Source organism: uncultured Tateyamaria sp. (genome assembly GCF_947494755.1).
Classification (GTDB): domain Bacteria; phylum Pseudomonadota; class Alphaproteobacteria; order Rhodobacterales; family Rhodobacteraceae; genus Tateyamaria.
Genome location: NZ_CANLVZ010000004.1, coordinates 72,497 through 97,014, shown reverse-complemented (window position 1 = coordinate 97,014; position 24,518 = coordinate 72,497). Strand labels below are relative to the sequence as shown.

Here is a 24,518-nt window from a genome sequence, read left to right as displayed (position 1 = left end):
GGGTGTTTACGCGGGCGGGGCGGATTTTACGACCTGTTCGCGCCACAAGGTGTAAAGCCCCGAGGCGATAATGATGGCCGCACCCATCAGCGTCAGGTGGTCAGGGTCTTCACCAAAGATTGCCATTCCGATGATCAGCGCAAAGATCATGCGCGAATAGCGAAACGGGGTGACAAAGCTGATTTCACCCACCCGCATCGCATAGGTGATGCCATAGTAAGCCACTGCCCCGATCAGAACGGCGGCACCGATCAACCCGGTCTGGCTGATCGTCATCGCTACCGGGGCGACGCCCCCGAGCGCCAGCAAGATAGCGGAGGCGGGGATCAGCATCAAAAACGCCATAAAACTCAGTTGCAGCGAGCTGACGGTCGCTGCGACCCGCCGTGTTGCAAGGTCTCGAATGGCAAGACCAAGAACCCCCTGGACCGCAAAAAGCGACAGCCAGTCAAAGCCGTCAGTGCCGGGCCGGATGATCAACAGCACGCCGCCAAAGCCGACCAGGATGGCCGCCCACCGCCGCCAGCCCACAGGCTCGCCCAGGAACGTCGCGGCCCCAAGCGTCACGAGCAGAGGGGCGGCCTGCAAAATGGCTGACGCGGTCGACAGCGGGATGAGCGCAATGGCTGTGACAAACCCCAAGGTGCCAACCAACTCCGCGCCGTTGCGCAGCAGGATTGCTGGCTCTAGAAACCCGTTATCCCACAGGCGCTGGCCCCGACTGCGGCACAGGATCGCGAACACAACTGCGCCGCCAGCCCCGAGCAACCCAATGATCTGCCCTACAGGCAAGGCCCCCGCCAACAGCTTGATCATTGCGTCCTCGACGGCAAACCCCAGCATCGCCAACACCATGACAATCGCGCCGCGCAGATTGAGGGACAAGAGGGGCAAGGGGTTTCCGCTTTGGGTCACGTGTTTTTGAGGCGATAGCACAGGGCTGTGAAGAGCGACAGCCGCCCATTTCGCGCTAACGTCGTAAGGTGGCCTGCGCCATTGATTCCCTGCCCGTGCCTTTGCCCGCCCTTTGCCGGGCCCGTCCATGCGAAAGGTTCCTATGACACGCTTTCTTGTTGCCGCCATGATGACTTGCCTGACTGCCTTGGGCGCACAGGCCGACAGTGAAGAACGCGCAGAGCTCAAGGCCTTTGCCAGTGCGCGGCTGATCGATGCGATCCTGCTTTATGATCAGCATTTCCGGGTGCCAGAGACGGGGCAATATCTGGATGCGCTGCGTTTGGGTGGGGCCGCGCCCGAACCGCTGTCCTCAACTGCGGCGACGGGCATGGGGTTGATCAGCTTGGCCCTTGGCGATCAGTTGGGCCTGATCCCGGATGCGAGCGCCAAGGCCGAAGTGACGCTGCGCCATTTGCTGGGAGAGGTCGAGGGCAGCCCGTTCACGACCGAGCGGTCGAAGTCCGGCTGGTATCGCCACTGGTTTGATGCGCGCACCGGTGCGGTGCCGGACTGGAACCCGGACAAGTTTTCGACCATCGACACCGCCATTCTGGCCGCAGGGGCCGCGATTCTGAGCAACCATCTGCGCCGGCAGGCTGAAACGCAGGGCACACCTGTCCCCGAAGCCGCCGATCTGGCCGCGCGCCTTGTGTCCTCGGTCGATTGGCGCACGGCGGTGCGCAATCCCAAGCGCGGCTCGATCCACCTGATCTTTTACGGGGTCGATGAGGTGCCCACTGAAAATGTCGCCACGATTCCCTTTGACGAATACGCGTTGTTGCCTTGCATGGCCGCCCGTTACGAGGATGAAATCGACCAGCCGGGTGATGCCACAGCCGCTTGGGAAACGCGCTTTGACATGACCGAGGAGTTGCCGATGGCGGATCGTGGCGGACTGACCCTGCTCAGCAAGCCAAGCGGGTCTGTACCATCGCACTTCACCCACCAATTCGCCTTTCACCTCTGTGGCACCTATGCGCGCGACCCCGAATTTCTGGCCGAGATGGGAGAGCTGATGCAGGCCGATCGCGCCTGGTTTGAGGCTGCGGGCGCACCGCCTGACCTGTGGGGCCTTGGTGCGGGATCAGAGCTGGTTCTTGAGCCTGCCGAGACGGAAGCGGCACAGACCTACGGCGTCGCGCGCCTTGACAGCAATCCGAACGCAACGGCGTCTCCTGCAGTCATGGCCGGGTTTCTGGCGGTGGATGAGGTGATGGGGCAGTACAACATCCTGCGCGATCTCAAGGCCCTGTGGGATCGCGACGCCTGCCGCTACTCACACGAAGATCTGGGGTTTTTGTGGCGATGCGCCATCCGCGATACGTCGCTCGCGGTGAACCGGGTCGAGGCGATTGATTTTTCCACATGGATGCTGGGGCTGGCGACGGCCCATCCCGATATCGGCTTGGTCTTTTTTCAGCGCAACACGTATTGAACGCGCCTATTTCTTACGCGGCACACCATAAAGTTCCAGCCGGTGTCCGCGCAGCTCATAACCCAGCTTTTGCGCGATCTTTTCCTGCAACGCCTCGATCTCGGCATCGACAAATTCGATCACTTCGCCCGAGTTCATGTCGATCAGGTGGTCGTGATGTTCGCGCTCGGCATCTTCATAGCGCGCGCGCCCGTCGCCGAATTCCAGCTTGTCGAGCAACCCGGCCTCTTCAAACAGTTTGACGGTGCGATAAACGGTCGCGATCGAAATGCCGGCATCCACCGCACTGGCGCGATTGTACAACTCTTCGACGTCCGGATGATCGTCGGACTCTTCCAGCACTTGCGCAATCACCCGCCGGGGCTGGGTCATGCGCAGGCCCTTGGCCTCGCTGCGGTCGGTGATGGTTGGGCGCTTTGATCTCATGAGGCTGGTGTAGCGAAGGTTTTGAAGGTGGGCAATTGCGGTTGACGCGCAGCGGGGATGGGTCCACTGCGGGGCCATGAGTGATTTTGACATGATGAACCTGCCCGAAAGCGTCGCAAAACGCGTGGCAGAGATGGGTTTGACCCAACCAACCCCCATTCAGGCGCAGGCGATTCCGCATGCGATGAACGGGCGCGATGTGATGGGGCTAGCCCAGACCGGCACCGGCAAGACGGCGGCCTTTGGCATCCCGCTGATCTCGCGGCTGATGGAAGAGGGCGGGCGCGCCGCCCCCAAAACCGCGCGCGGCCTTGTGCTGGCACCCACCCGCGAATTGGCGGGGCAGATCGCGCAAGTGCTGCGCGCGCTCACGGATATGAAAGTGCAGATCGTGGTGGGCGGTGTGTCCATCAATCCGCAGATCCAGCGCCTGTCCAAGGGCGTCGATATTCTGGTCGCCACACCGGGCCGGTTGCTCGATCTCGTGGACCGGCGTGCGGTCAAGCTGGATCAGACCGGCTTTCTGGTGCTGGACGAGGCAGATCAGATGCTCGACCTCGGTTTTGTGCATGACCTGCGCAAGATTGCCGCGATGATGGGCGATGACCGCCAGACCATGTTGTTTTCGGCCACCATGCCCAAGCAGATGGCCGAAATCGCAGGCTCCTACCTTGACAACCCGATCCGCATCGAAGTCTCGCCGCCCGGCAAAGCAGCGGACAAAGTGACCCAAGAGGTCCACTTCATCGCCAAGGCTGAAAAGACGGCCTTGCTGATCGAGTTGATGGACAAGCACCGCGAGGAACGCGCGCTGGTCTTCACCCGCACCAAACACGGGGCGGACCGGCTGACCAAGGCGCTGGAAAAGGCAAAATACGCCGCCGTCGCGATCCACGGGAACAAGCGGCAGGGCCAGCGCGACCGCGCATTGGCCGCATTCAAGGCGAGTGAGATCAAAGTGCTGGTGGCAACAGATGTGGCCGCGCGGGGCCTCGACATTCCGGACGTCAAACACGTCTATAACTTCGATCTGCCCAACGTACCCGAAGCCTATGTGCACCGGATCGGGCGCACCGCGCGGGCGGGCAAGGACGGGGCTGCCATCGCGTTTTGTGCACCTGACGAGATGGATCTGCTCAAAGACATCCAGAAGGTCATGAAGATCCGCATTCCCGTCGCCTCTGGGCGCGCGTGGGAGCCGAGCGATGACACCACGCCCAAGAAACCGCCCCAAGGGCGCGGGCGGGGACGTGGACGTCCGGGTGGCGGTCGGCCAAGCAGTGGCGGCGGAGGCGGTGCGCCCGGTGGGGCCAAGCCCGGCAGCCGGCGGCGACGCAAGCCCAAGCCAAAGGCACCGCCGAGCTGATTTTCATTGGTCGCTTAGATGCTCGAAAAGCCCACCGCTCTGATCACAGCGCGACGGGCGTTTTCGCGGGTCAGGTGTAGAGCGACGGCACCCCAAGCTGGTCATGTACATCGTTCACGGCCCCCGTGTCCATGCCTAGACCCTGCGCCAACTTGTGCAGGTACTGCGCCTCGGCCTGACTGTCGAGGTCGATGGCCAGCAGCGACATGGCATAGACCTGTGGCCCCATCCCGCGCGGCACTTCGGCGACCAAAGCGTCCACATCTACCGGTTTGCCCATTTCGGCGCGCAGGAATGCCGCCTCTTGTGCATCGATATCGCCGCCCAATTGCCCCATCAGTTTTTCCTGCTCCGCATCGTCCAACTGCCCATCGGACTTGGCGGCCTGGATCATGGCGCGCAGCATGAGCGCGGCGGCGGCCTCTTGATCGGCTGTCGGTTCAATGGGATCTTGCGGGGTCTGGTCGAAGTTTGAATTGAGGACTTCACCAAAACTCGCGTTGTTGTCAGCGGGGCGCTGCGCCACTGCACCGCCCAAAGCACCCAACAGACCACCGGCCCCCGCACCGCCAGCCAGTCCGCCCAGCATACCGCCCAAACCGCCATTCTGACCGCGCGCGCTACCAAGATTTTCCAGCAGCCCACCTAATCCGCCAGGGGCACCACCGCTCTTGCCGCCGCCTAACAGACCGCCCAACATATCCTGCAATCCACTGCCCCCGGAAGGTTGCGATCCGCCGGTCAGCCCACCTAAAAGCCCGCCGAGCCCACCTTGTGTGGACGCCGTGCCCTTGCCCCGGTTCATGATTGCCTTTGACCCCTTGGCCACTGCAACTCCAATGGCAACTTTGGTCAGCATTCTCATCAAGCTCATCGGATGTTCCTTTCGTGTTAAGATTTCTCAACTCTCACCTATACACATCGTTCCGGTTTCGAGGTGCGAATTATCGCAGGCGAATTGACATTGGCACCTGAGCGACGCTCAAGTGCTCCATGATCCGTAAAACTCATATCGATATTGCCGGAGCAGTCGCGCTCACCGCCTTTGCGCTCAACTTCGGGCTGAATCAGGTCGTGGTCAAAGTCTCCAATGGCGGGTTCCAGCCGGTGTTCATGGCTGCACTACGCTCGGTCGGGGCCTGCGTCGTCCTGCTGATCTGGATGCGGGCGCGGGGCATTTCGCTGCACCTGCCGCGGGCCAGCATGGTGGGAGGGATCGTGGCGGGCGTGCTGTTCGCGGCCGAATTCATCCTGCTGTTCAATGCGTTGGATCTCACCACCGTCGCACGCTCGTCGATCCTGTTCTATTCGATGCCCGTGTGGCTGGCGCTGGCCGCCCATGTCCTGATTCCGGGTGAACGTCTGTCGCGCACCCGTCTGATTGGTCTGGGCCTCGCGATGGCCGGAGTTGTGATTGCTGTCGCGGATCGCAGCGGCGGGCAGGGCCATCTGCTCGGCGATCTGCTGTCACTGTTGGCGGCGATGTGTTGGGCGGGCATTGCGCTCTGCGTGCGCGTCACGCCGCTCAGCGAGGTCCCGGCCGAGCAGCAACTCCTGTGGCAACTCGTGATCTCGATCCCGTTCCTGCTGGTCACCTCGCTGTTCTTTGGCGATCTGATCCGCGATCTGCGTCCGATCCACATCGCGGGGCTGGCCTATCAGATCTTCGCCATTGCCAGCTTCGGCTTTCTGGCCTGGTTCTGGCTAATGAAGATTTATCCCGCCTCCGGCGTCGCCTCGTTCAGCTTTCTCTCACCTGTGTTTTCGGTGCTGCTTGGCTGGCTGTTGTTGAGCGAAGAGATCACGCTCAGCATCTGGGTCGCCCTTGCGCTGGTGGCCGTGGGCCTCGTGCTGATCAACCGCCGTTAGGTGCCGCAGAAGGTGGCGGGCACAATTTCCTGCGCTGTGGGTGGGCGGCGCAGATCGTCATATTCTGGCGCAACATCATAGGGTTGCGCGAATGCCTTCATCAAGCGATCGAACGGCTCCATGTCACCCGCGACCGCCGCTTCGATCATCGCCTCGATCGGGTGGTTGCGCGGGATGATCTGCGGGTTGGCGTGGGCCATGATCTGCGTTGCCTCATGCCCCACACGGCTTTGCCAGAGCGCCTCCCATTCATCAAATGCGGCACGGTCGGTGAACTGATCACGCGCGCCCGGTTGACCAAGGGCGGCAAAGGCATTGGTGAAATCCGCGCCGTCCTTTTGCATCAGTGCCAGCAGGTCCTCGATCAGTGGCTGATCGGTGGCCTTTGCATCCTCCAGCCCAACCTTTGCACCAAAGCGGCGCAGCCACGCGGCCTGAAGCTGGCCGGGCATGGCGTGCACGATGGCCGTCGCCTGTTCCACTGCCGCCTCCTTGTCGTCGAACAGCTGTATCAGCGCGGTCGCTAGCTGCGCCATGTTCCACACCGCGATCCGGGGCTGGTTGCCATAGGCATAGCGGCCCATCTGATCGATCGAGGAAAACACCCGCGCCTCGTCATAGGCATCCATGAAGGCGCAGGGACCATAGTCGATCGTTTCGCCCGAGATGGTGCAGTTGTCGGTGTTCATCACACCGTGGATAAAGCCAACTGACATCCACGCCGCCACCAACTCGGCCTGCGCGGCGCAGACGGCTGCCAGCAGGCCGATTGGCCCGTCCGCCTGCGGGTGGTGGCGCGCGATGGCGTAGTCGGTAAGGGTGCGCAGCTCGTCGATGTGCCCGCGATGGGCAAAGACCTGGAAGGTGCCGACCCGCAAATGGCTGGCCGCGATGCGGGTCAGCACCGCACCGGGCAAACCGCCCTGTTCACGGTAGACCGGATCGCCCGTGGCCATGGCCGCCAGCGCGCGGGTGGTGGGGACGCCAAGGGCGTGCATCGCCTCGCTGACGACATATTCGCGCAAGACAGGACCCAGCCACGCACGCCCGTCACCCATCCGGGAATAGGGGGTCGGGCCGGAACCTTTCAGTTGAATGTCGCGACGTAGCCCATTGTTATCTATGACTTCGCCAAGCAGGACCGCGCGCCCGTCACCTAGTTGCGGATTGTAGTTGCCGAACTGGTGCCCTGCATAAAGTTGCGCCAGAGGCGCGGCACCATCGGGCACCGTATTGCCCGCAAAGACGTTTGGATCGGTGCCGCTGATCCCAAGCTCTGCCGCCAGAGCAGCGTTCCATGCCAGCGTCACGGGGGCCGAGACGGGCGTGGGCGGCAGCCGGGTGAAAAACACCTCCGGCAAGGTGGCATAGGAATTGTCGAAGGGAATGCGCACAGTCATGTGCCCGACATAAGGCCCGAGGGAGCCGCTGGCTAGAGGTGGCGGGTCATCAGATGATAGCCATCCCGCAATTTGAAACCGCTGCGGGCATACAGCCGTTGTGCGACCTCGTTGTCGGGGCCGACCTCCAGATGCAGCGCCTTGAGGCCCGCGCCGGACAATGCGCGGGGCAGGGCCAGCAGCACTTCGGACGCGATACCGCGTTTGCGGACGCCGGGGCGGATGAACAATTCGTCCACGAACCCGTCCATGCCACCAAACTCGATAGACCAGCCAAAGGTCACGACAATATAGCCAATGGGCGCGCGGGGCGGGCCGATCAGATAAGCGGCTCCGTGAGGGATGCCTGCAAGCAACGGCTCGACCGCAGCCAGGCGTACCTCGTCGCTGACCTCAATCCCCTGTTCCGCGTGAAAGGCCGCCACCAGTGGCAAGAGCCGATCCAGATGATCAAGGGTGGCAAGTGTCAGGGCCGCACTCATTTGTAAGTCTCCAGCGCTTTGGCTTCGGCCTTGACGATCCAGTCGGATTTGCAGGCCCCATATGCGGCACCGCCGTCGGGATGGCGGGCTGCACATGACGCTTTGACCGAAGTGTAGGCGGCGCGCAAGGCGGCGTTGGCGCGCAAGGCGTCGCGAAAGGCCAAATGGCGGCGGATGTCCGCGTGACCTTGCACATAGGCATGGGCATGCACACGACGTGCGCCGGTTTTGGCATCAGACAGCCGAACATAGCGGCGTCCCGGCAGCCCAAAGGCGCCCATCCATTCATACCCCAGGGCTTCCAGATCGGGGCGGGCTGCATCGGCAGCGGCCTCGTCGGCCAAGACCGCCAAAAGATCGATGATCGGTTTGGCGGGCAGGCCGGGAACGGAGGTGGAGCCGATGTGGTGCACCGCGACAAGACCGCCGACATGGGCGCGCCACGCATCGGCATACCTCGCCGCCTGCGCGGGCCAGCCCGGATCGGGGGCAGCCAGAAGGCTCACAATCGCGCCAATCGGTCCGTCAGCAGGGCAAAAAAACCGTCCGCATCCAAATCCCCGATGAATGTCGCGTTCTTGGGGCGATCCGTGACGCCCCACCAATCCGCAACCGTCATGCCTCGCGTCAATTCCGAGCTGGTTTCGATCTCGACATTGACGTAACGGCCGGTGAACAGATCGGGCTGAATGAGGTAGGCGGTCACGCACGGGTCATGCAGCGGTGCCCCGGCTGATCCATATTTTTCCTTGTCGAAACGTTCGAAAAAATCGGTCATCTGCGCCACCGCAATGCCCACCGGCGTGTTCAGCGCGCGAAAGGCGTCGTTGCGCGGCTTGGTCACCAGTGCCTTATGGGTCACATCGAGCGGAAGGACCACAATGTCGATACCGCTTTTAAACACAATATCAGCGGCTTCCGGATCGACATAGATGTTGAATTCAGCGGTGGGGGTGATGTTGCCCACCTCGAAATAGGCCCCACCCATCAGCACGATCTGCTGGATGCGCTCGGCGATATCGGGTGCCTTTCGCAGGGCGGTTGCGATGTTGGTGAGCGGCCCGAGCGGGCAGAGCGTGACCGTCCCGCTTGGCTGCTCTCGGATCGTGTCGATGATGTAGTCGACCGCATGCCCGTCTTTCAGGGCCATGGTCGGGTCGGGCAGGTCCGGGCCGTCCAGCCCCGTCTTGCCGTGCACATGTTCTGCTGTGACCAGATCGCGACCCAACGGGCGGTCACATCCCTCATAGATGGGCACGTCAACCTTGCCCGCCAACTCACAGATAATACGCGCATTTTTCGATGTCAGGTCAAGCGGCACATTGCCCGCAACGGCCGTGAGGCCAAGCACCTCAAGGTCCTCGGGGCTGGCCAGCGCAAGCAGAATGGCGACGGCGTCGTCCTGGCCGGGATCTGTGTCGATGATGATTTTGCGGGGGGCCATATGGTCTCCGAACGGTTGATTTTGGGCGTAGCGTGGCTGCTTTGGCGGCCCTTGTCCAGAACGAGGCGCGGGCTTTCGTGGATCACGGTGGGCGCGATGGGCGTTGGCGTAACGGCGAGGCGGGCGGGGTCAGCCCTGGCCGGATTTCTCACGTGCTTTGGCGTCGTTCCACAGCGCGTCCATCTCGTCGAGCGTGCTGTCAGTGGGGCGTTTGCCGCGGGTCGCCAGCTCCGCTTCTATCGCGCCAAAGCGGCGCGTGAATTTGGCGTTGGTGCGGCGCAGGGCCTCTTCGGGGTCGATGTCGAGATGGCGGGCGAGGTTGGCCACCACAAACAGCAGATCACCCATTTCATCGACCATCTGATCATGGTCGAGCGTATCGCGGGCCTCGACCAGTTCGGCCGCTTCTTCCTGCAACTTATCAAGCACATGGCTGGTGTCAGGCCAGTCAAACCCAACCCTCGCCGCCCGCTTTTGCAGCTTGAGCGCGCGCAGCAAAGCGGGCAGGTTCGTTGCGACACCGTCCAGCGTTCCAGCCTGCGCCTTGCCCGCTCGTTCGCTGGCCTTGATCGCCTCCCAATCGCGGGTTTGCTGGACTGCGGATTTGTCCCGGCTTTCGTCGCCGAACACATGCGGGTGGCGGGCGACCATCTTGTTGGAAATGTTGGTCACTATGGATTGAAATGTGAAATGCCCCGCCTCGGCCCCGATGGCCGCGTGATAGACGGATTGCAGCAGCAGATCGCCCAATTCACCCTCCAGCTCGGCCCAATCCTGCCGCTCGATCGCGTCGGCCACTTCGTAGGCTTCTTCGATGGTGTAGGGGGCGATGGTCTGGAAGGTTTGTTCGATGTCCCAGGGACAGCCCGTTCCGGGATCGCGCAGGCGGCGCATGATCTCGAGCAATCGTTCAATCCCGGCGCTTTCGTCATGTATCAGCGTGTCGCCCATTGCAGCCTCGCGTGCTTTCAGGTTTTGTGACATCTGACGTATCCCGCATGCAGGAGTCCAGCCATGGCGATCATCAACCGTATCGGAGATTTGGGCCCCAAAATGGCAGAGTGGCGGCAGCATTTGCACACGATTCCTGAGTTGTCCTTTGACTGTCCCAAGACGTCCGCCTTCATCAAGGCGCGGCTGGACGAGATCGGGGTGGATGCGATCCATGACGGGATCGCGCAGACTGGCATTGTGGCGATCATCAAAGGGCAGGGGGACGGCCCCACCATCGGCCTGCGCGCGGATTTTGATGCGCTGCCAATCACCGAAGAAACCGGCGTGCCCTATGCATCGACCCATCCCGGGCAGATGCATGCCTGCGGCCATGACGGGCATACGGCGATGTTGCTGGGGGCGGCGCAATATCTGGCGGAGACACGCAATTTCTCGGGCTCTGTCGCGCTGATCTTTCAACCTGCCGAAGAGGCGGGTGGAGGTGGTGAAGTCATGGTGCAGGCCGGCATCATGGATCAATTCGACATCGGTGAGGTCTATGCGATCCACAACGCACCGGGCAAGGATTTCGGCAAGTTTCACACAACGGCGGGGCCGATCATGGCCGCCGCCGATACGTTCCATATTCATGTTACGGGCAAGGGCGGGCATGCGGCGCGCCCCTACGATACTGTTGACCCGGTTGTGGCGGCCTGCGGGATCGTTACCGCGTTGCAGACCATCGTCAGTCGCAATCACAACACCGCCGGGTCTTTGGTCATTTCGACCACCCAAATCCACACCGGCACCACCGACAATGTGATCCCCGAGACCGCCTATATCAACGGCACGGTCCGTACTTTTGACAAAGAGGTGCAGGCCATGGTCGTGGCCCGCATGAAAGAGGTGGTCGCAGGCACGGCGGCGGCCTATGGATGCGAGGCGGAATTGGAGTTCGAGTTCGGCTATCCGCCCACCGTCAACGATGCAGCCAAGGCCGCATTCGCCGTGCAGGTCGCATCCGACGTGGCGGGGCCAGAGGGCGTGGATGACGCGATCACCCCCGTGATGGGGGCGGAGGATTTTTCCTACATGCTTGAGGCGCGGCCGGGTGCATATTTGATGCTTGGGCAGGGGGACGGAGCGGGCGTCCACCATCCCAAATACAATTTCAATGACGAGATTGCGCCCATCGGGGCATCGTTCTTTGCCCGGTTGGTCGAGACGGCGCAGCCGGTGCGTTAGGGTGCGGCGGGATCGTTTGCATATTTTTGGAACAATGAAAGACACCCATGGCGCTTGAAGATGCAAAGACGCAGATGGATCACGCGTTCACCCGTGAAGATTTGCGGGGACCGTCCTTTGAGTTGACCTTTGGCGGGGCGACGTCCTTCCTGCGCCGCCGCTATACCAAGGATCTGAGCGGGGTCGACATCGCCGTCACAGGCGTGCCTTTCGATCAGGCGGTGACCAACCGGCCGGGCACTCGCCTTGGGCCACGCGCAATCCGCGAGGCGTCAAGTTTGCAGGCCCCGGATGCGCCTTATGGTTGGCCGTTCGATGTGCTGAGCGAGCGGGCCATCGTGGATTATGGCGACGTGGCCTTTGACTATGCCGACATTCCGGCCTTTCCCGGCGCGTTGCAGACCCATATCGCGGAGATTTTGGCGGCGGATGTGGCCAGCGTTGTGCTTGGCGGAGATCATTATATCTCGTTCCCGATCCTGAAGGCTTATGCGGAGAAGTTCGGACCAATCTCTCTGATCCAGATTGATGCGCATACGGATACGTGGCCGGATGATGACATGGACCGCGTCGATCATGGCACCATGTTTTACAAGGCCGTGAAGTCCGGCATCGTCGACCCGGCGACCTCCGTTCAGATTGGCATTCGCACGACCAATGAGGACACCCTTGGCGTCAACATCATCGATGCGCCCGAGTTTCATCGCATCGGACCCGAGGCGGCCGCCGCGCGGGCGCGCGAGATCGTAGGGGATCGCCCCTGTTATCTGAGCTTTGACATTGATGGGCTTGATCCGGCCTTTGCACCCGGCACCGGAACGCCTGTTTGGGGTGGGCTCAGTTCGGCGCAGGCAGCGGCCTTGCTGCGTGGGCTTGCGGGTGTGAACATTCGTGGCGGCGATGTGGTCGAGGTCTCACCGCCCTTTGACACCACCGGCGCGACAGCCATCGCGGGGGCCCATGTCGCAACCGAAATCTGCTGTTTGCTGGGGTGGAGACTGCGCAATGGCGCCTAAGAACCAACCCGTCAGCGGCAATGATCTGGCGCGGTTTTCGGGGCCGGGCACCTTCATGCGCTTGCCGTTTTCCAATGCTCTGCAAACGCTGGATGTGGCCATTCTGGGCGTGCCGATGGACATTGGCACCTCCTGGCGGTCGGGCACACGGTTCGGGCCCAAACAGGTGCGCAGCGAATCCGCCATGATCCGGCCCTATAACCTGCAAACAGGGGCCGCGCCCTTTGACAGTTTGCAGATGGCGGATGTGGGTGATCTGGCGATCAACACCTTTTCTCTGTCGGATAGTATTCGCATTATTGCAGAGAGTTATGACGAGATATTAAACTACGACGCGATCCCCGTGGCCATTGGGGGAGACCATTCGATCACCTTGCCGATCCTGCGCGCGATGGCCAAGCGGCATGGCCCGGTGGCGTTGGTCCATGTGGATGCCCATGCGGACGTGAACGACGAGATGTTTGGGGAGCGTGAGACCCACGGTACCGTTTTTCGCCGTGCCTATGAGGAGGGGCTGATCAAGGCCGACAAGACCTATCAGGTGGGTCTGCGCGGCACAGGATACTCGGCGGAGGATTTCACCGAGGCGGCGGGCTGGGGCTTTCAGCAGTTCCTTGCGCCCGAGTTGTGGGGCCGTGATCTGAGCGCGCTCGGTGCCGAGATCCGGCGCGATATCGGGGATGCGCCGACCTACATTTCCTATGACATCGACAGTCTTGACCCCGCCTTTGCACCCGGCACCGGCACGCCCGAAATCGGTGGGTTGACCACGCCGCAAGCGATGCAGTTCATCCGCGCCTTGCGGGGTGTGAACGTGACCGGCTGCGATCTGGTCGAGGTGTCGCCGCCCTATGACACATCGGGCAACACGGCGCTGACGGCGGCGAACCTGCTGTTTGAATTGCTTTGTATCTTGCCCGGCGTCGCGTATCGCTAGTGCGGGCGCCTCCGACCGAGGCATTTTTGCAAAAGGAAGATCAGGTGGGATGAAGGTCGTGTTGTATATTGTTGTATCTCTTATCGTTCTTGTTCTGATCGCTGTGCCCTACATCCGGTTCGCCCCGGCGGACGAAGCACGCTGGCATGTTCAGATTGAGGCAGATCAGGACCGTGATCTGACAGGTGGCGCAATTCGCGTGGTTGAGGCACCTGCGGCTGCTTTGGCGGAGGTTGATCGTGCGGCGCGCGCATTGCCCCGCACGCAGGTCTTTGCCGGCTCAGTGGCCGAAAACCACATCACCTATGTTACCCGGTCAAAGTTCTTCGGCTTTCCCGACTACACGACTGTTCAGCACGTCGATGGGCGGCTGAAAATGTTTGGCCGCCTGCGCTTTGGCCGCTCAGATCTGGGCGTCAACGGCAAACGACTGGAGCGGTTGCTGGGGGCTGTTCAGGGATGAGCTGATACATCCCTCTTCAACCTCGCGCCACATGGGCGAATTGAGTGACATCTGGCACTGCGCGGTGAACATACGCCCGTCGACTTGCAGACAGATCGTCTGTCCAAGTTCAATGCGGCTGCCGGTTTTGTCGGTGCAATAGCACTCAACCGTTTTGCCCGAAGGTGAGGTAACATCCGCCAGCGCAGGGCTGGCCATCAGGAAGAGGAAAAAGGCTGTCCGTCTCATGCTCGATATATAGCACACCGGCCCCCTTGACCAAAGCCCCCCCTTGGATCAAACCCGCGTTATGATCCCTGCTGACCGCCTTGTTCAGATCACCCAACGCTTTCAATATCTTGAGGCGGCGATGGCTGATGGCACCGGCGATATTGCGGCGCTCGCCAAGGAATATTCCGACCTGCGCCCGGTGGTGGAGCAAATTGCCGCATATTCCCGCATTATCGAGGATATGGCCGAGGCCGAAGCGATGCTGGATGATCCCGACATGGCCGAACTGGCGCAGGAAGAACTGCCCCGTCTGCGCGCCGCACTGCCCGAGGCGGAGGCTGCGTTGCAGCTGGCCTTGCTGCCCAAGGATGCCGCTGATGCCAAGCCTGCCATGCTTGAGATACGGCCCGGGACGGGTGGGGATGAGGCGGCCTTGTTCGCAGGCGATCTGTTGCGCATGTATGCCCGCTTTGCCGAACGCCGCGGCTGGAAGCTCGATGTGATCGAGGAACAAGCCACCGAGCTAGGTGGGATCAAGGAGGTCGTGGCCCACATTACCGGTGACAATGTCTTTGCCCGCATGAAATACGAATCCGGCGTGCACCGAGTGCAGCGTGTGCCGACCACGGAAAGCGGGGGGCGCATCCACACATCCGCCGCCACCGTGGCCGTGCTGCCCGAGGCTGAGGATGTCGATGTCGACATCGCGCCGGGGGACATTCGCATCGACACCATGCGCGCCTCCGGCTCTGGCGGGCAGCACGTGAACACCACCGACTCAGCCGTGCGCATCACCCACCTGCCGACCGGGATCGTCGTCACCAGCTCCGAGAAATCCCAGCACCGCAACCGCGACAAAGCCATGCAGGTGCTGCGCGCGCGGCTTTATGATCTGGAACGCAGTCGGGTGGATGACGCACGCTCGGCGGATAGGGCGGCGCAGGTCGGCTCGGGCGATCGCTCCGAACGCATCCGCACCTACAATTTTCCGCAAGGGCGGATGACCGATCACCGGATCAATCTGACGCTTTATAAGCTCGATCAGATCATGCAGGGCGATTTGGATGAAGTGATTGATGCGCTGACGGCGGATGCACAGGCGCGCCTGATGGCCGAGATGGGCACATGACGGCCGCCGAGGCGATGGTGGCCGCCACAGCTCGCCTGCGCGCGGCAGGGGTGCCTGATCCGGCGCGGGATGCCCGCGTGCTGCTCGCCCATGCGGCACAAGTCGATGCTGCGCGCGTGACGCTGATTGCGCCCGAAGATATCGCCCCTGACATCGCCGAGCGCTATGATCAACTGGTGTCTTTGCGCGCTGTCCGCGTGCCGGTAAGTCACCTGATCGGCGAACGTGAGTTTTATGGCCGTCGCTTTAAGATCAGCGCGGATGTGCTTGATCCACGGCCAGAATCCGAAACCCTGATCGAGGCGGCGCTGGCCGAGGACTTTGCGCGTGTGCTTGATCTGGGCACGGGGTCGGGCTGCCTGCTGGTCACCCTTCTGGCCGAACGGGATCAGGCCCATGGTGTTGGCGTTGATCTCAGCGAGGCGGCTTGTTTGCAGGCGAGCGCCAATGCGGTGCTGAACGGTGTGGCGGAGCGGGCGCAGATCCTCGAGGGCGATTGGTTTGAGCCGGTCGAGGGCCGCTTTGATCTGATCGTGGCCAATCCGCCCTACCTTGCAGCGTTCGAGATGGACGAGGTGGCGCCCGAACTGCGCGATCACGAACCGCGCATGGCGCTGACGGATGAAGGCGACGGGCTGTCTGCCTACCGCGAAATCGCAGCCATTGCCGGCAGTTACCTGACCCACCGGGGCCGGGTGATGTGTGAAATCGGGTCCACGCAAGGCCCCGACACCCGCGCCATATTCGTGGACGAAGGGTGGGGTGATACGGTCATCTTGCCGGATCTAGATGGGCGGGATCGTGTGCTGATTGCGCGAAATCCGGCATAAGCGACCCAAAATTCATAAAATTACCCTATTTGCCCTTGTCGCGCGGCCTTTGGCGTGCTTATTCATGCGTCAGACACCGGCCTGCTGGTATGCTTCCAGCGACGGTGTCCCATTCACAGGATCGCCGCGTATTCGCTATGAGGTGCTTATGATGCACCCCGGCAGATCAGATAAAACACGCCAGAGAGCTGAACATATCCATGAAATCTTCGAGATCACGGTCCCGGTCCAAGAACAGTCGTAACCGCAACAACAATAGCGGCGGCGGCAACGTCGTGAACCGGGTGTTCGACAGTTCGGGCCCCGAAGGCAAAGTGCGCGGCACACCGCAGCAAATCATCGACAAGTACAACCAGCTGGCCCGCGATTCCCAATTGTCGGGCGACCGGGTGGCGACCGAGAACTTTCAGCAGCACGCCGAGCACTACATGCGCATGCTCAGCGAGGCGCAAAAGGAAATCGACGCCCGCCGCGAAGAGCAGGAGCGCCAGAACCGGGAACGCCAGGCCGAACGGGACCGCGAGCGCGCGCAACGCCAAGAGCAAGAGGGCAATGCAAGCCCTAATGCGCCCTCCGACGCTGCTGATCCGGCCAACGCGCCCCAACCCGATGTGGCGGATGTGAACGAGGCTGAAGGTGACAGCGGTCTGGTGGAAACGCCCGAAAGCCAGCCCAAGCCCAAGCGCACCCGGTCGCGCAAACCCAAGCCCAGGCCCGCTGATTCCTCGGATGACAGCGGCAGCGCGCCTGAGGCCGCCGAGTAAGTCGCGGCCTAGCCTTGTGCTGCTTTGACCTCGCGGGCCAGCGCGCAAAACGCTTCAATCGACAACTGTTCGGCGCGGTCGGTGGGTTTGATCCCGGCTGCGATCAGTCGATCCTCAATGCCAGGCACCAGCCCCTTGAGTGCTGCGCGCAGCATCTTGCGCCGCTGATTGAACGCCATCGCCACCACGCGGGATAACACCTGCGCATTCGCCTCAAAGCGTGGCGCGGGCAGGGCGGTCAGATGGACAACCGCACTCGACACTTTTGGCGCGGGGGTGAATGCCTCGGGCGGCAGGCTCATTGCGATGCGCGCGTCTGTGCGCCATTGGGCCAGAACCGCGAGGCGCCCATAGGTTTTTGACCCCGGCTGCGCCACGATCCTTTCCGCCACTTCGCGCTGAAACATCAACGTCAGCGATTGCCAAAAGGGCGGCCATGTCGGCGGCGTAAGCCAGCGCACCAGCAACTCGGTGCCGACATTGTATGGCAGGTTGGCGGCCACTCGGATCGGCGGCGTCAAATGCGCAAGCGGGTCAATATCCAGTGCGTCCCCCTCGATCACCTCCAACTGCCCCGGATAGCGTGCGGCGATCTCGGCCAGTGCAGGCAGACACCGCGCATCCTTTTCGATGGCAAGCACCTTGCGCGCGCCTTCGGACAACAATCCGCGCGTCAGCCCACCGGGGCCGGGGCCGACTTCAAGCACGTCCACGCGGCTCAAATCCCCGGCCTGCCGTGCAATCTTGGCCGTGAGGTTCAGGTCCAGCAGAAAATTCTGACCCAAAGACTTGCGCGCCCGCAGCTCGTGGTCCGCAATCACCTGGCGCAAGGGGGGCAGATCGTCGATGGTGCTCATCTCTTCATTGTTCTCCAAATATGCCCGCCGGAGGCATCAACGATCAGCCATACGCGCCGCCATCCGAATGGCTTCGATCATGCTCGTCGGATTGGCGATGCCTTGGCCTGCGATATCAAATGCGGTGCCGTGGTCAGGCGAGGTGCGGATGATCGGCAAGCCAAGCGTGACATTCACGCCCTGGTCAAAGTCGAGCGTCTTGATGGGGATCAGGGCCTGATCATGATACATGCAGATGGCCGCGTCATAGCGGGTGCGGGCAGCGGCATGAAACAGCGTGTCAGCCGGCCACGGACCCGTGACATCAATGCCTGTGGCGGCGACCTCTGCGACAAGGGCGGCCATCCAGTCAAGTTCTTGGCGGCCCATGGCCCCGCCTTCGCCCGCATGGGGGTTGAGGCCCGCAACCACGACGCGGGGGGCCGGGATGTGAAACTGGTCGCGTAAGCCACGGCCGGTGATCTCAATCGTTTCGCGCAACAGCTCTGGGGTCAGTGCGGCTGCCACCTCCTCAAGCGCGATGTGGATGGTCGTGGGCACCACCCGCAACTGATCGCAGGCCAGCATCATCACGGCGCGGGGGGCGTCGGTGAGCGCCTCGAGGTATTCGGTGTGTCCGGGATAGGCAAAGCCCGCACCGTCCATCAGCACCTTTTTGTGGATGGGTGCGGTGCACAAGGCAGAGGCCGCACCCGATTTCACCAGCTCAACACCCCGCATGATGACGTCGATCACGCCTTGCGCGTTGGCGGACGTGGCGGTGCCGGGCGTGGCTGCGTGCGGAAAGTCATGGCGCAGGACGGGCAGGGCACCGGGGCCGCAGGACGCGGCTTGTGCCGCATTGTCGACCTCGATCACGGGGGTATCGACAGGCAAATGGCGCGGATCACCGATCCACACCATCGCGATGTCATGGCGCAAGGCGGCCCAGGCTTTGGCGGCGACCTCGGGGCCAACACCGGCGGGTTCGCCGCAGGTGATGGCGATGGGGCCCTTATTCATTCGAAGACGCGGATCGTCGCTTCGGCCTCAAGCTCAGCCAGCAGGCTTTCGGAGAACGCGTTCAGGCGCTGGTTGCGCAACTGGGTCGCAATGGCCTCGCGATTGATTTCCTGATCTTCGGGCAGGGCTGGCGTGCGCCCGCACAGCATCAGCAGGACAAGCGTCTGGCCATTTGCACGGGTCAGCGCAGTCGAGGTCTCGCCCGGATCCAGTTTGGCCAGTTCGATGGCGATGTCGGCGGGAATTTCATCGGGCGGCAGGCTGCCACGATCCAGCGCGCTTTCTGGTTGGTTCTGTGCGATCCCATAGAGATCATCGCAACGGTCCACCCGCGCAATCACCTGATTTGCGCGCGCAAATGCCTCGGGCGTGCGTCCGCCCGCGATATAGTAGGCGGCGTATTCGATTGCGGAATAGGTCCGCTCGGGGGCGTCAGTTTCGCGAATGCCGCGCAACTGGAACAGGGCGACCGCATTGGGGATGGGCAGGGGTGCGGTCACCTCACCCGGCGCCAGCGCCAGCAACAGCGGGCGCAGGACGGGGGGGAGTTCGCTGATGGGTGTCCAGTCCAGACGTCCACCCCGGCCCCGCGATGCGGTGGCGGAAAAGCGGCGGGCAAAATCGGAAAACTCGGCTTCGGACTCTGATCCGGCCATTTCCTCGGCCAGTTCCAGCACCTGTTCGGCGCGTTGCGGTGGCGCGGGGATGATGATTTCCGACAGCAGCACTTCGATGCCGCCATTGCCCCGTGCGGTGGCCAATGCGCGGTCCACCTCGCGGTCTGTGATCTGCACCCGGCTGCCGAACCGGGCCCGGATATAATCCCGCCAGATCAGTGACACAGAGACGAAATCGCGGAAGGTTTCGCGGGCAACCCCCGCACCTTCCAACCCATCGACAAACTCTTCGGCGCTGAGGTTGGCGCGGGCGGCAAATTCACTCAGCCCTTCTTGCAACTCATCGGGGGACAGGGTCAGGCCAGCCTGGGCCGCTTCGGCTGCGCGCAGCCGGTCGCGGATCAGTTCGGGGATCACTTCCTGGCGTGTGCCGCCCCGTGCGCCCACCACCTGCAAAAAGCGGATGCGTTGCTGCACCTCGAATTCGGTGATCGTTGTTTCGTCAACCTGTGCGACGGGCGCAAAGATGTTCTGCGCAATGCCGGGACCTGTGAACCCGAACAAGACAAAGGTCCCCACCGTGATGGCGTGCGCCACCCGTTGCTTGATTTTCATACCGCTCATCCCGCGTGTTTCCCGCATGCTCTTCTGTCGACCTTCGGGCCACCATTGGCCGAAAACCCCTCTAGGGACACTGATAGCCCCAGTGTGGTGGCAGGCTCAATAGTTGTCGAGCTTGCAAACCGGCGCTGAAGACTGACGTCCACGCGCACGCACTCGTTGCGATAGGTCAGGCTGCCCCCTGCGGTTGCAGCACGCCCCAACTCAAGGTCGTAGCGCACGTTTGCCCGCGCCCGCCACCGCTGGTCAATCTGGTAGGAACCGCCGAAGGTGAATTCGTTGATCGGGTCCTCAAGTTCGATGGCCGGGTCCTCGTCGACCCAGATATAGGTGCCTGCAACGCCGAACTTTGCATTGCTCCAGCTGCCGCGCATCTCGGCCTTGGTGATGTCAAAGCTTTCGTCAAAGAGGGTGCGCCCTGATACGGCCAGCCCGCCTTCGAACTCAAGTTGGCCTGCCAGCAGAAAATCCGAGTCGGCCCCCGAAAGCCCGCTGCTTTCGGTGAAATCGGGCTGGGCTTCTTCGCGGATGACCTGTCCGAAGGTGGCATGAGCCGTCCATCCCTCGGGATCGATCCGCGCCCACGTGGTGCCGTAGGCAAAGGCCCAACCGCGTTCACGCCGATCCGTTTCGGGAAAGCGGGACAGCGCCAGCAGATTGCCTTCGCCAAATTCGACGCGGGTGCTTTCCTCGTTCGGCACGTCCAGCCCGTCGCCCCCGACCCATGCAAGTTGGGCCAGCGGCTCGATAAACTGCGTCACGCCCGAGTTCGAGCGCCGGATCAGCGGATAGCGCAGCCCCACGGCCACATGAGGCGCAATGCTGCTGTCGCCGTCATCCACCGTCTCGTCCTCGGACACGCGGATCGCATCGCCTGCCACGCCCAGTTGGGTCTGGATTTGCAGCCCGCCCATCTGGAACGTGCGCAGCCAGTTGGTGTCCACACTCAGGCGCAGTACATCGCGCCCATCCACGACCCCGTCGCCGTTCACATCCGTGGGCACATCCGAAGCGCGCTCAAGCGCTTGAGCTTCGGCAGCGAGGCGGATTTCACCTCCGATCACGCTCGGAAAGAACCGCCGTTCGTAAAGTGCGTTGACCACGTCCGATGGCAGCACGTCGTCGTCTTCATCACCGCGGATGGATTTGAAGTTGATATAGGACAGGCGGATAAATTCGTCGCGCCGGGCCCGTTGCAGTTTGATCTGACTGTCAAGCCGGTCCTTCCCGGTCACGTCATAGTTCGACAGGTAGGAATCGTCCGATACTGCCTCGATATCGAATTGCAGGACGAAGTCGCGCTTGAGCTGGAATTCACCAGCGGCAAAGAGATACCCACGAGACTCGCCCGGTTGCAGATCGTCGTCCGAGGTCGCGCCTTCGATCGTCAGCCGCCCGCGCTTGAACAGCTTGCGATAGCGCAATTCGAGGGTGCGCGTGCCATCCGCGATATAAGGCGTGATCAGCAGGTCGCTGCTATCGCCAAGGGTGACGAAATAGGGGGTCTTGATCCCGGTGCCGAACAGCGAGTTGATGACAAGTTCCGGAAACAGGAAGCCGTTTGTGCGGCTGACCGTCGGGTCCGGCATTCGCAGCCGCGGCAGGTAAAAGATCGGAATGTCGCGCACAAGCAAGGTCGCGTTATCGAAATAGAGTTGCTGGGCTTCTTTGTCGTGGATTACCTTGCTGGCCCGGATCTGCCACAGCGGCGGGCGCGATTTGCCGTTCTTCTCGCAGATCCGGCACGAGGTTGCCGCGACCTTGTAAAGCTGAGTGTATTTGCCCCCACCCACGCGATTCATCTGCACGGAGGCCAGTTGCAACTGGTCGTTCAGCACCAGCCGCGCACCGGTCAAAAGTCCGGTCTGGAAATCATCCGTCAGTTCAGCCTGCGAGGCCACGATAACCGACCCCCGCCCGTCATCCAGCGTGATGGGGCCGGTGATGGTAAGCGCGCCGGTGTCCTGATTGTATTCGATGGACTGGGCCGTCAGACGGGTGCCGTCCTGAAAGGCCTCGACATTGCCGGTGGCGATCAGGCGGCGGTCCGACGTGACCTGGATATCGTCGGCGACCAGAACGGCGGGGCTGACCACCGGCGCGTCGCTGTCCACTTCCTGAGCCTCAACGCTGCCCGGCGCAAAGAGCAGTGCGGCGATCAGCAGGGCGGCGCACCCCCATATCCGGAACCGGTCAGCCATCTTCTGCATGCAACAACAGCCCCAACCCCAAAAGGATTGACGCAAATGGCGCAGCCCAAGCGGCGAACAGCACGGGGATTTGCCCGTTTTCGCCCAGGATCTGCGCAAAACTGCGAATGAAATACAAACCGAACCCCAGTAGTACCGCTGCCAGCACGGCCGTGCCGGTCCCCCCAAAGCGGGTATGGCGCATTGAGAACGCTGCGGCAACCAGAACAAGCCCCATCAGGAACAAGGGCCGCGCCAGCTCGGATTGCAGCCAGACATGTTGCTGGCGGGCCGAAAACCCGGCCTGTTCAAGTTGCGTGATAAAGGCGGGCATGTCCCAGACCGACACGCCTGCGGGTGTGCCAAGGCTTTCGCGAATTCGGTCCAATGTCAGCGTGGTTTCCACCGACAGGATATCGTGGGTGGTTGCGTTGGCCTCGGCGTTCATGCCGGCGGTGAGGGGCCAGACCTTGGCATCCCGCAGCGCCCACGCACCGTTTTCGAGGGCCGCACTGGTCGCCTCAATCCGTTGCACAGGGTTGCCCGAGGATGCGTAGCTGAGGAAGGTCACGTCATATAACACGGACGCGTCTGTGTTGGACCGCCCGGCCCGGATCACAGTCTGGCCCGTGTCACCGCCCTGACGCAGCCACAGCCCTTCTTCGGACACCGACAAGGCAGAAATGCCACCGGAGCGATACCCTTCGGCCAAGGTTGCATAGCGTTTCGAGGTCGCCGCCACCATCGGCCCCAGCATCGTTGTGGCGATGATCCCCACGATCAGCGCGACCGCCAGCGGGGCCAGCAAGGCGCGCGCCGCCGACCGGCCTGCGGCCCGAGTGACCACCAGTTCGGATGAGCGCGCCAGTGAGATGAACAGCACGACGGTGCCCAGGATCATGATCAGCGGCAGGATCTGGTTGATGGTTTCGGGCGCATTCAGGACGGTCAGGACGATCCGCTCCGCAAAGGAAACATCGTAATCCGCAAATTTGCGCGTCTGATCAATCAGGTCCACCAGCACCACAATCGTTGACAAGACTATGGCGATCACGAGCAGGGCCAGCGCAAAGCGCCGCGCGAAATAGAGGTGGAGGATCATGGTGTTGCCCTCCGTATCCGCCGCCAGACCCCATGCGCGCCTGCAGCCACGAACAGCAGCGCACCCACAATCACCGCGCCGATCAGCGATGGCAGATAAAGGATCGGCCACAACCGCGCATCTTCAATAACAGGGCCAGACAGACTGCTGCGCATCCCGTCAAGGGCCACGAGGATCAGGAAGGCAATCACGATCTCGCGCCAGACCCCAAAGCGCGAATACCCTCCCACCAGCAAGGTGGCAAAGCCGATCAGGGCGGTGACAAGGCAAAAGACGCCGCGCGCGATCCGCGCATGAAGCTCTTCGGCGACGACGCCGGGTGTCGTGTTGAACTGTGCGGCGATCCCGGCCCAATCGCGCAACAACTGCGTGGACACAAGGTATTCAATCGATGGTTTCACCACCTTGTTGGAGGTCATAAGCGATGTGATATCAAAGGAGTAATCCTGAAACTTGCCCGTCGACAAGCGGTTGTTGGACGGGGTGAAGCGTTGGGCCAATCCGTCCACCATGATCAGCGACGTGGTGTCCCCGCTGCGCAGCAGGTAGGCTTCGGTGCCGGTATAGATCATCCGCTCGTTCGGGGTGCGCCGATCCGCAAGAAACACGTCCAGCAGCACGCCGTCTTCGCGGATGGAGCGGGTGTACAGCGTCACCCCTTCCGTCGGGGTCAAGAACGCGCCTTCGGTCAGCAATTGCGAGGTGACATTGCGCGAAATCTCCAACTCGCGCTCGCTCAGCTGCCCCGAGGCAAGCGGGACCAGCACGTGACTGAGCACCGATATCATCGTGGCCGAGATCAGCCCGAATACGGCCACGGGGCGCGCCAGCCGCCAAGGCGAGGACCCGGTGGACATCATCACCGTCAGCTCGCTTTCGTTGTTGAGCCGGTTGGTGACGTAGATGGCCGCGGCAAATGTGGCGATGGGCAAGACGGTTGTGACCAGTCTCGGAAGACCAAGCGCCGAAAATTCAAGAAAAACGAGGGCGGTCTGTCCATCGCCAATCAGGCGATCAAACAACTGCACCGCCCGGTTGATCCAGAACACCGCCACCAGCACAAGCGCGAAAAAGCCAAACAACCAAAGCAGTTGTGACAGCATATAGCGGTCGAATCTGACCAAAGTGTCCCCCGTTATGTGCCTGTATTATTGTTCGGGTCGCAGCAGCGTTGCGGGCAAGTTACCCCAAGGGGGGGCTGGGGAAAACTGCAAAGTGTACTTT

Annotated in this window: 24 protein-coding genes; 10 read left to right on the top strand and 14 right to left on the bottom strand. The window is 62.1% G+C overall.

Annotated features, from left to right (window positions below; genetic code table 11):
• Positions 1-6 precede the first annotated feature (6 nt).
• On the bottom strand, positions 7-894 hold the full coding sequence (locus tag Q0908_RS06430) for a DMT family transporter (protein ID WP_299282020.1): 888 nt from the start codon (positions 892-894) through the stop codon (positions 7-9).
• A gap of 163 nt (positions 895-1,057) precedes the next feature.
• Here Q0908_RS06430 and Q0908_RS06425 point away from each other — a divergent pair, with 163 nt between their 5' ends.
• A complete protein-coding gene (locus Q0908_RS06425) occupies positions 1,058-2,392 on the top strand; it encodes a hypothetical protein (protein ID WP_299282018.1) in 1,335 nt (444 codons plus the stop codon).
• A 6-nt stretch (positions 2,393-2,398) separates the two neighbouring features.
• Here the strand turns inward: Q0908_RS06425 and Q0908_RS06420 are convergent, their stop codons facing one another.
• A complete protein-coding gene (locus Q0908_RS06420) occupies positions 2,399-2,764 on the bottom strand; it encodes a Fur family transcriptional regulator (RefSeq protein WP_299282016.1) in 366 nt (121 codons plus the stop codon).
• 130 nt (positions 2,765-2,894) lie between these two features.
• Between Q0908_RS06420 and Q0908_RS06415 the strand changes: the two genes are divergently transcribed.
• Positions 2,895-4,184, top strand: coding sequence for a DEAD/DEAH box helicase (locus Q0908_RS06415; RefSeq protein WP_299282014.1), 1,290 nt, complete (start codon positions 2,895-2,897; stop codon positions 4,182-4,184).
• A gap of 70 nt (positions 4,185-4,254) precedes the next feature.
• On the opposite strand, the gene Q0908_RS06410 is transcribed toward Q0908_RS06415, so the two are convergent.
• Entirely contained in the window at positions 4,255-5,058 is an 804-nt protein-coding gene (locus Q0908_RS06410) for a tellurite resistance TerB family protein (RefSeq protein WP_299282012.1), read from the bottom strand.
• A gap of 119 nt (positions 5,059-5,177) precedes the next feature.
• Here Q0908_RS06410 and Q0908_RS06405 point away from each other — a divergent pair, with 119 nt between their 5' ends.
• Positions 5,178-6,053 (top strand): DMT family transporter, encoded by an 876-nt coding sequence (locus tag Q0908_RS06405; protein WP_299282011.1) that lies wholly within the window; start codon positions 5,178-5,180, stop codon positions 6,051-6,053.
• Here the strand turns inward: Q0908_RS06405 and Q0908_RS06400 are convergent.
• The 5 genes from Q0908_RS06400 to mazG form a co-directional block, all read right to left on the bottom strand.
• Positions 6,050-7,453, bottom strand: a complete 1,404-nt coding sequence (locus Q0908_RS06400; protein ID WP_299282010.1) for a protein adenylyltransferase SelO — start codon at positions 7,451-7,453, stop codon at positions 6,050-6,052. The two genes, Q0908_RS06405 and Q0908_RS06400, sit on opposite strands and share 4 nt — an antisense overlap.
• Positions 7,454-7,485: 32 nt before the next feature.
• Positions 7,486-7,935, bottom strand: coding sequence for a GNAT family N-acetyltransferase (locus Q0908_RS06395; RefSeq protein ID WP_299282008.1), 450 nt, complete (start codon positions 7,933-7,935; stop codon positions 7,486-7,488).
• Complete coding sequence (locus tag Q0908_RS06390) at positions 7,932-8,441, bottom strand: GrpB family protein (RefSeq protein ID WP_299282006.1); 510 nt, start codon at positions 8,439-8,441, stop codon at positions 7,932-7,934. Before Q0908_RS06390 ends, Q0908_RS06395 begins: the two co-directional genes overlap by 4 nt.
• On the bottom strand, positions 8,438-9,379 hold the full coding sequence (locus tag Q0908_RS06385; protein WP_299282005.1) for a nucleoside hydrolase: 942 nt from the start codon (positions 9,377-9,379) through the stop codon (positions 8,438-8,440). Before Q0908_RS06385 ends, Q0908_RS06390 begins: the two co-directional genes overlap by 4 nt.
• A 129-nt stretch (positions 9,380-9,508) precedes the next feature.
• Positions 9,509-10,363: a nucleoside triphosphate pyrophosphohydrolase gene (mazG, locus tag Q0908_RS06380; protein ID WP_299282003.1), complete on the bottom strand. Its 855-nt coding sequence runs from the start codon at positions 10,361-10,363 to the stop codon at positions 9,509-9,511.
• 30 nt (positions 10,364-10,393) lie between these two features.
• Between mazG and Q0908_RS06375 the strand changes: the two genes are divergently transcribed.
• From Q0908_RS06375 to Q0908_RS06340, 7 genes are all read left to right on the top strand, one after another.
• Positions 10,394-11,557 carry a M20 aminoacylase family protein gene (locus Q0908_RS06375; RefSeq protein ID WP_299282002.1) on the top strand — a complete coding sequence of 388 codons (1,164 nt, stop codon included), beginning with the start codon at positions 10,394-10,396 and terminating at the stop codon, positions 11,555-11,557.
• A gap of 47 nt (positions 11,558-11,604) precedes the next feature.
• A complete protein-coding gene (gene speB, locus Q0908_RS06370) occupies positions 11,605-12,573 on the top strand; it encodes an agmatinase (RefSeq protein ID WP_299282000.1) in 969 nt (322 codons plus the stop codon).
• Positions 12,563-13,510: an agmatinase gene (gene speB, locus Q0908_RS06365; protein WP_299281999.1), complete on the top strand. Its 948-nt coding sequence runs from the start codon at positions 12,563-12,565 to the stop codon at positions 13,508-13,510. Before speB (Q0908_RS06370) ends, speB (Q0908_RS06365) begins: the two co-directional genes overlap by 11 nt.
• A 49-nt stretch (positions 13,511-13,559) precedes the next feature.
• A complete protein-coding gene (locus tag Q0908_RS06360) occupies positions 13,560-13,973 on the top strand; it encodes a DUF1499 domain-containing protein (protein WP_299281998.1) in 414 nt (137 codons plus the stop codon).
• A gap of 289 nt (positions 13,974-14,262) precedes the next feature.
• The gene (prfA, locus tag Q0908_RS06350; protein ID WP_299281994.1) at positions 14,263-15,312 is read left to right on the top strand and encodes a peptide chain release factor 1; all 1,050 of its coding nucleotides are present in this window, start codon (positions 14,263-14,265) and stop codon (positions 15,310-15,312) included.
• Positions 15,309-16,142, top strand: a complete 834-nt coding sequence (gene prmC, locus Q0908_RS06345) for a peptide chain release factor N(5)-glutamine methyltransferase (protein WP_299281992.1) — start codon at positions 15,309-15,311, stop codon at positions 16,140-16,142. The genes prfA and prmC overlap by 4 nt, the downstream gene beginning before the upstream one ends.
• Before the next feature lie 200 nt (positions 16,143-16,342).
• Positions 16,343-16,906: a DUF4167 domain-containing protein gene (locus Q0908_RS06340; RefSeq protein WP_299281990.1), complete on the top strand. Its 564-nt coding sequence runs from the start codon at positions 16,343-16,345 to the stop codon at positions 16,904-16,906.
• An 8-nt stretch (positions 16,907-16,914) separates the two neighbouring features.
• Here the strand turns inward: Q0908_RS06340 and rsmA are convergent, their stop codons facing one another.
• The 6 genes from rsmA to lptF are packed head-to-tail and all read right to left on the bottom strand — an operon-like array spanning position 16,915 to position 24,418.
• Positions 16,915-17,763, bottom strand: a complete 849-nt coding sequence (gene rsmA / locus Q0908_RS06335; RefSeq protein ID WP_299281988.1) for a 16S rRNA (adenine(1518)-N(6)/adenine(1519)-N(6))-dimethyltransferase RsmA — start codon at positions 17,761-17,763, stop codon at positions 16,915-16,917.
• A 36-nt stretch (positions 17,764-17,799) separates the two neighbouring features.
• Entirely contained in the window at positions 17,800-18,765 is a 966-nt protein-coding gene (gene pdxA / locus Q0908_RS06330) for a 4-hydroxythreonine-4-phosphate dehydrogenase PdxA (protein ID WP_299281986.1), read from the bottom strand.
• The gene (locus tag Q0908_RS06325) at positions 18,762-19,997 is read right to left on the bottom strand and encodes a peptidylprolyl isomerase (RefSeq protein ID WP_299281984.1); all 1,236 of its coding nucleotides are present in this window, start codon (positions 19,995-19,997) and stop codon (positions 18,762-18,764) included. Before Q0908_RS06325 ends, pdxA begins: the two co-directional genes overlap by 4 nt.
• Positions 19,998-20,002: 5 nt before the next feature.
• Complete coding sequence (gene lptD / locus Q0908_RS06320; protein WP_299281981.1) at positions 20,003-22,213, bottom strand: LPS assembly protein LptD; 2,211 nt, start codon at positions 22,211-22,213, stop codon at positions 20,003-20,005.
• Complete coding sequence (gene lptG / locus Q0908_RS06315) at positions 22,197-23,294, bottom strand: LPS export ABC transporter permease LptG (protein ID WP_299281979.1); 1,098 nt, start codon at positions 23,292-23,294, stop codon at positions 22,197-22,199. Before lptG ends, lptD begins: the two co-directional genes overlap by 17 nt.
• Positions 23,291-24,418, bottom strand: a complete 1,128-nt coding sequence (gene lptF / locus Q0908_RS06310; RefSeq protein ID WP_299281977.1) for an LPS export ABC transporter permease LptF — start codon at positions 24,416-24,418, stop codon at positions 23,291-23,293. The genes lptG and lptF overlap by 4 nt, the downstream gene beginning before the upstream one ends.
• Positions 24,419-24,518 lie beyond the last annotated feature (100 nt).

What these genes read in the sequence shown, in the direction of transcription:
- Q0908_RS06360 (WP_299281998.1), top strand. Translation starts at nt 13,560, where the DNA reads ATGAAGGTCGTGTTGTATATTGTTGTATCTCTTATCGTTCTTGTTCTG.
- Q0908_RS06400 (WP_299282010.1), bottom strand. Translation starts at nt 7,453, where the DNA reads ATGACTGTGCGCATTCCCTTCGACAATTCCTATGCCACCTTGCCGGAG.
- Q0908_RS06340 (WP_299281990.1), top strand. Translation starts at nt 16,343, where the DNA reads ATGAAATCTTCGAGATCACGGTCCCGGTCCAAGAACAGTCGTAACCGC.
- prfA (WP_299281994.1), top strand. Translation starts at nt 14,263, where the DNA reads ATGATCCCTGCTGACCGCCTTGTTCAGATCACCCAACGCTTTCAATAT.
- Q0908_RS06425 (WP_299282018.1), top strand. Translation starts at nt 1,058, where the DNA reads ATGACACGCTTTCTTGTTGCCGCCATGATGACTTGCCTGACTGCCTTG.
- Q0908_RS06420 (WP_299282016.1), bottom strand. Translation starts at nt 2,764, where the DNA reads ATGACCCAGCCCCGGCGGGTGATTGCGCAAGTGCTGGAAGAGTCCGAC.
- Q0908_RS06415 (WP_299282014.1), top strand. Translation starts at nt 2,895, where the DNA reads ATGAGTGATTTTGACATGATGAACCTGCCCGAAAGCGTCGCAAAACGC.
- lptG (WP_299281979.1), bottom strand. Translation starts at nt 23,294, where the DNA reads ATGATCCTCCACCTCTATTTCGCGCGGCGCTTTGCGCTGGCCCTGCTC.
- Q0908_RS06375 (WP_299282002.1), top strand. Translation starts at nt 10,394, where the DNA reads ATGGCGATCATCAACCGTATCGGAGATTTGGGCCCCAAAATGGCAGAG.
- rsmA (WP_299281988.1), bottom strand. Translation starts at nt 17,763, where the DNA reads ATGAGCACCATCGACGATCTGCCCCCCTTGCGCCAGGTGATTGCGGAC.
- mazG (WP_299282003.1), bottom strand. Translation starts at nt 10,363, where the DNA reads ATGTCACAAAACCTGAAAGCACGCGAGGCTGCAATGGGCGACACGCTG.
- Q0908_RS06410 (WP_299282012.1), bottom strand. Translation starts at nt 5,058, where the DNA reads ATGAGCTTGATGAGAATGCTGACCAAAGTTGCCATTGGAGTTGCAGTG.
- Q0908_RS06395 (WP_299282008.1), bottom strand. Translation starts at nt 7,935, where the DNA reads ATGAGTGCGGCCCTGACACTTGCCACCCTTGATCATCTGGATCGGCTC.
- prmC (WP_299281992.1), top strand. Translation starts at nt 15,309, where the DNA reads ATGACGGCCGCCGAGGCGATGGTGGCCGCCACAGCTCGCCTGCGCGCG.
- Q0908_RS06385 (WP_299282005.1), bottom strand. Translation starts at nt 9,379, where the DNA reads ATGGCCCCCCGCAAAATCATCATCGACACAGATCCCGGCCAGGACGAC.
- pdxA (WP_299281986.1), bottom strand. Translation starts at nt 18,765, where the DNA reads ATGAATAAGGGCCCCATCGCCATCACCTGCGGCGAACCCGCCGGTGTT.
- Q0908_RS06325 (WP_299281984.1), bottom strand. Translation starts at nt 19,997, where the DNA reads ATGAAAATCAAGCAACGGGTGGCGCACGCCATCACGGTGGGGACCTTT.
- speB (WP_299282000.1), top strand. Translation starts at nt 11,605, where the DNA reads ATGGCGCTTGAAGATGCAAAGACGCAGATGGATCACGCGTTCACCCGT.
- lptD (WP_299281981.1), bottom strand. Translation starts at nt 22,213, where the DNA reads ATGCAGAAGATGGCTGACCGGTTCCGGATATGGGGGTGCGCCGCCCTG.
- speB (WP_299281999.1), top strand. Translation starts at nt 12,563, where the DNA reads ATGGCGCCTAAGAACCAACCCGTCAGCGGCAATGATCTGGCGCGGTTT.
- Q0908_RS06405 (WP_299282011.1), top strand. Translation starts at nt 5,178, where the DNA reads ATGATCCGTAAAACTCATATCGATATTGCCGGAGCAGTCGCGCTCACC.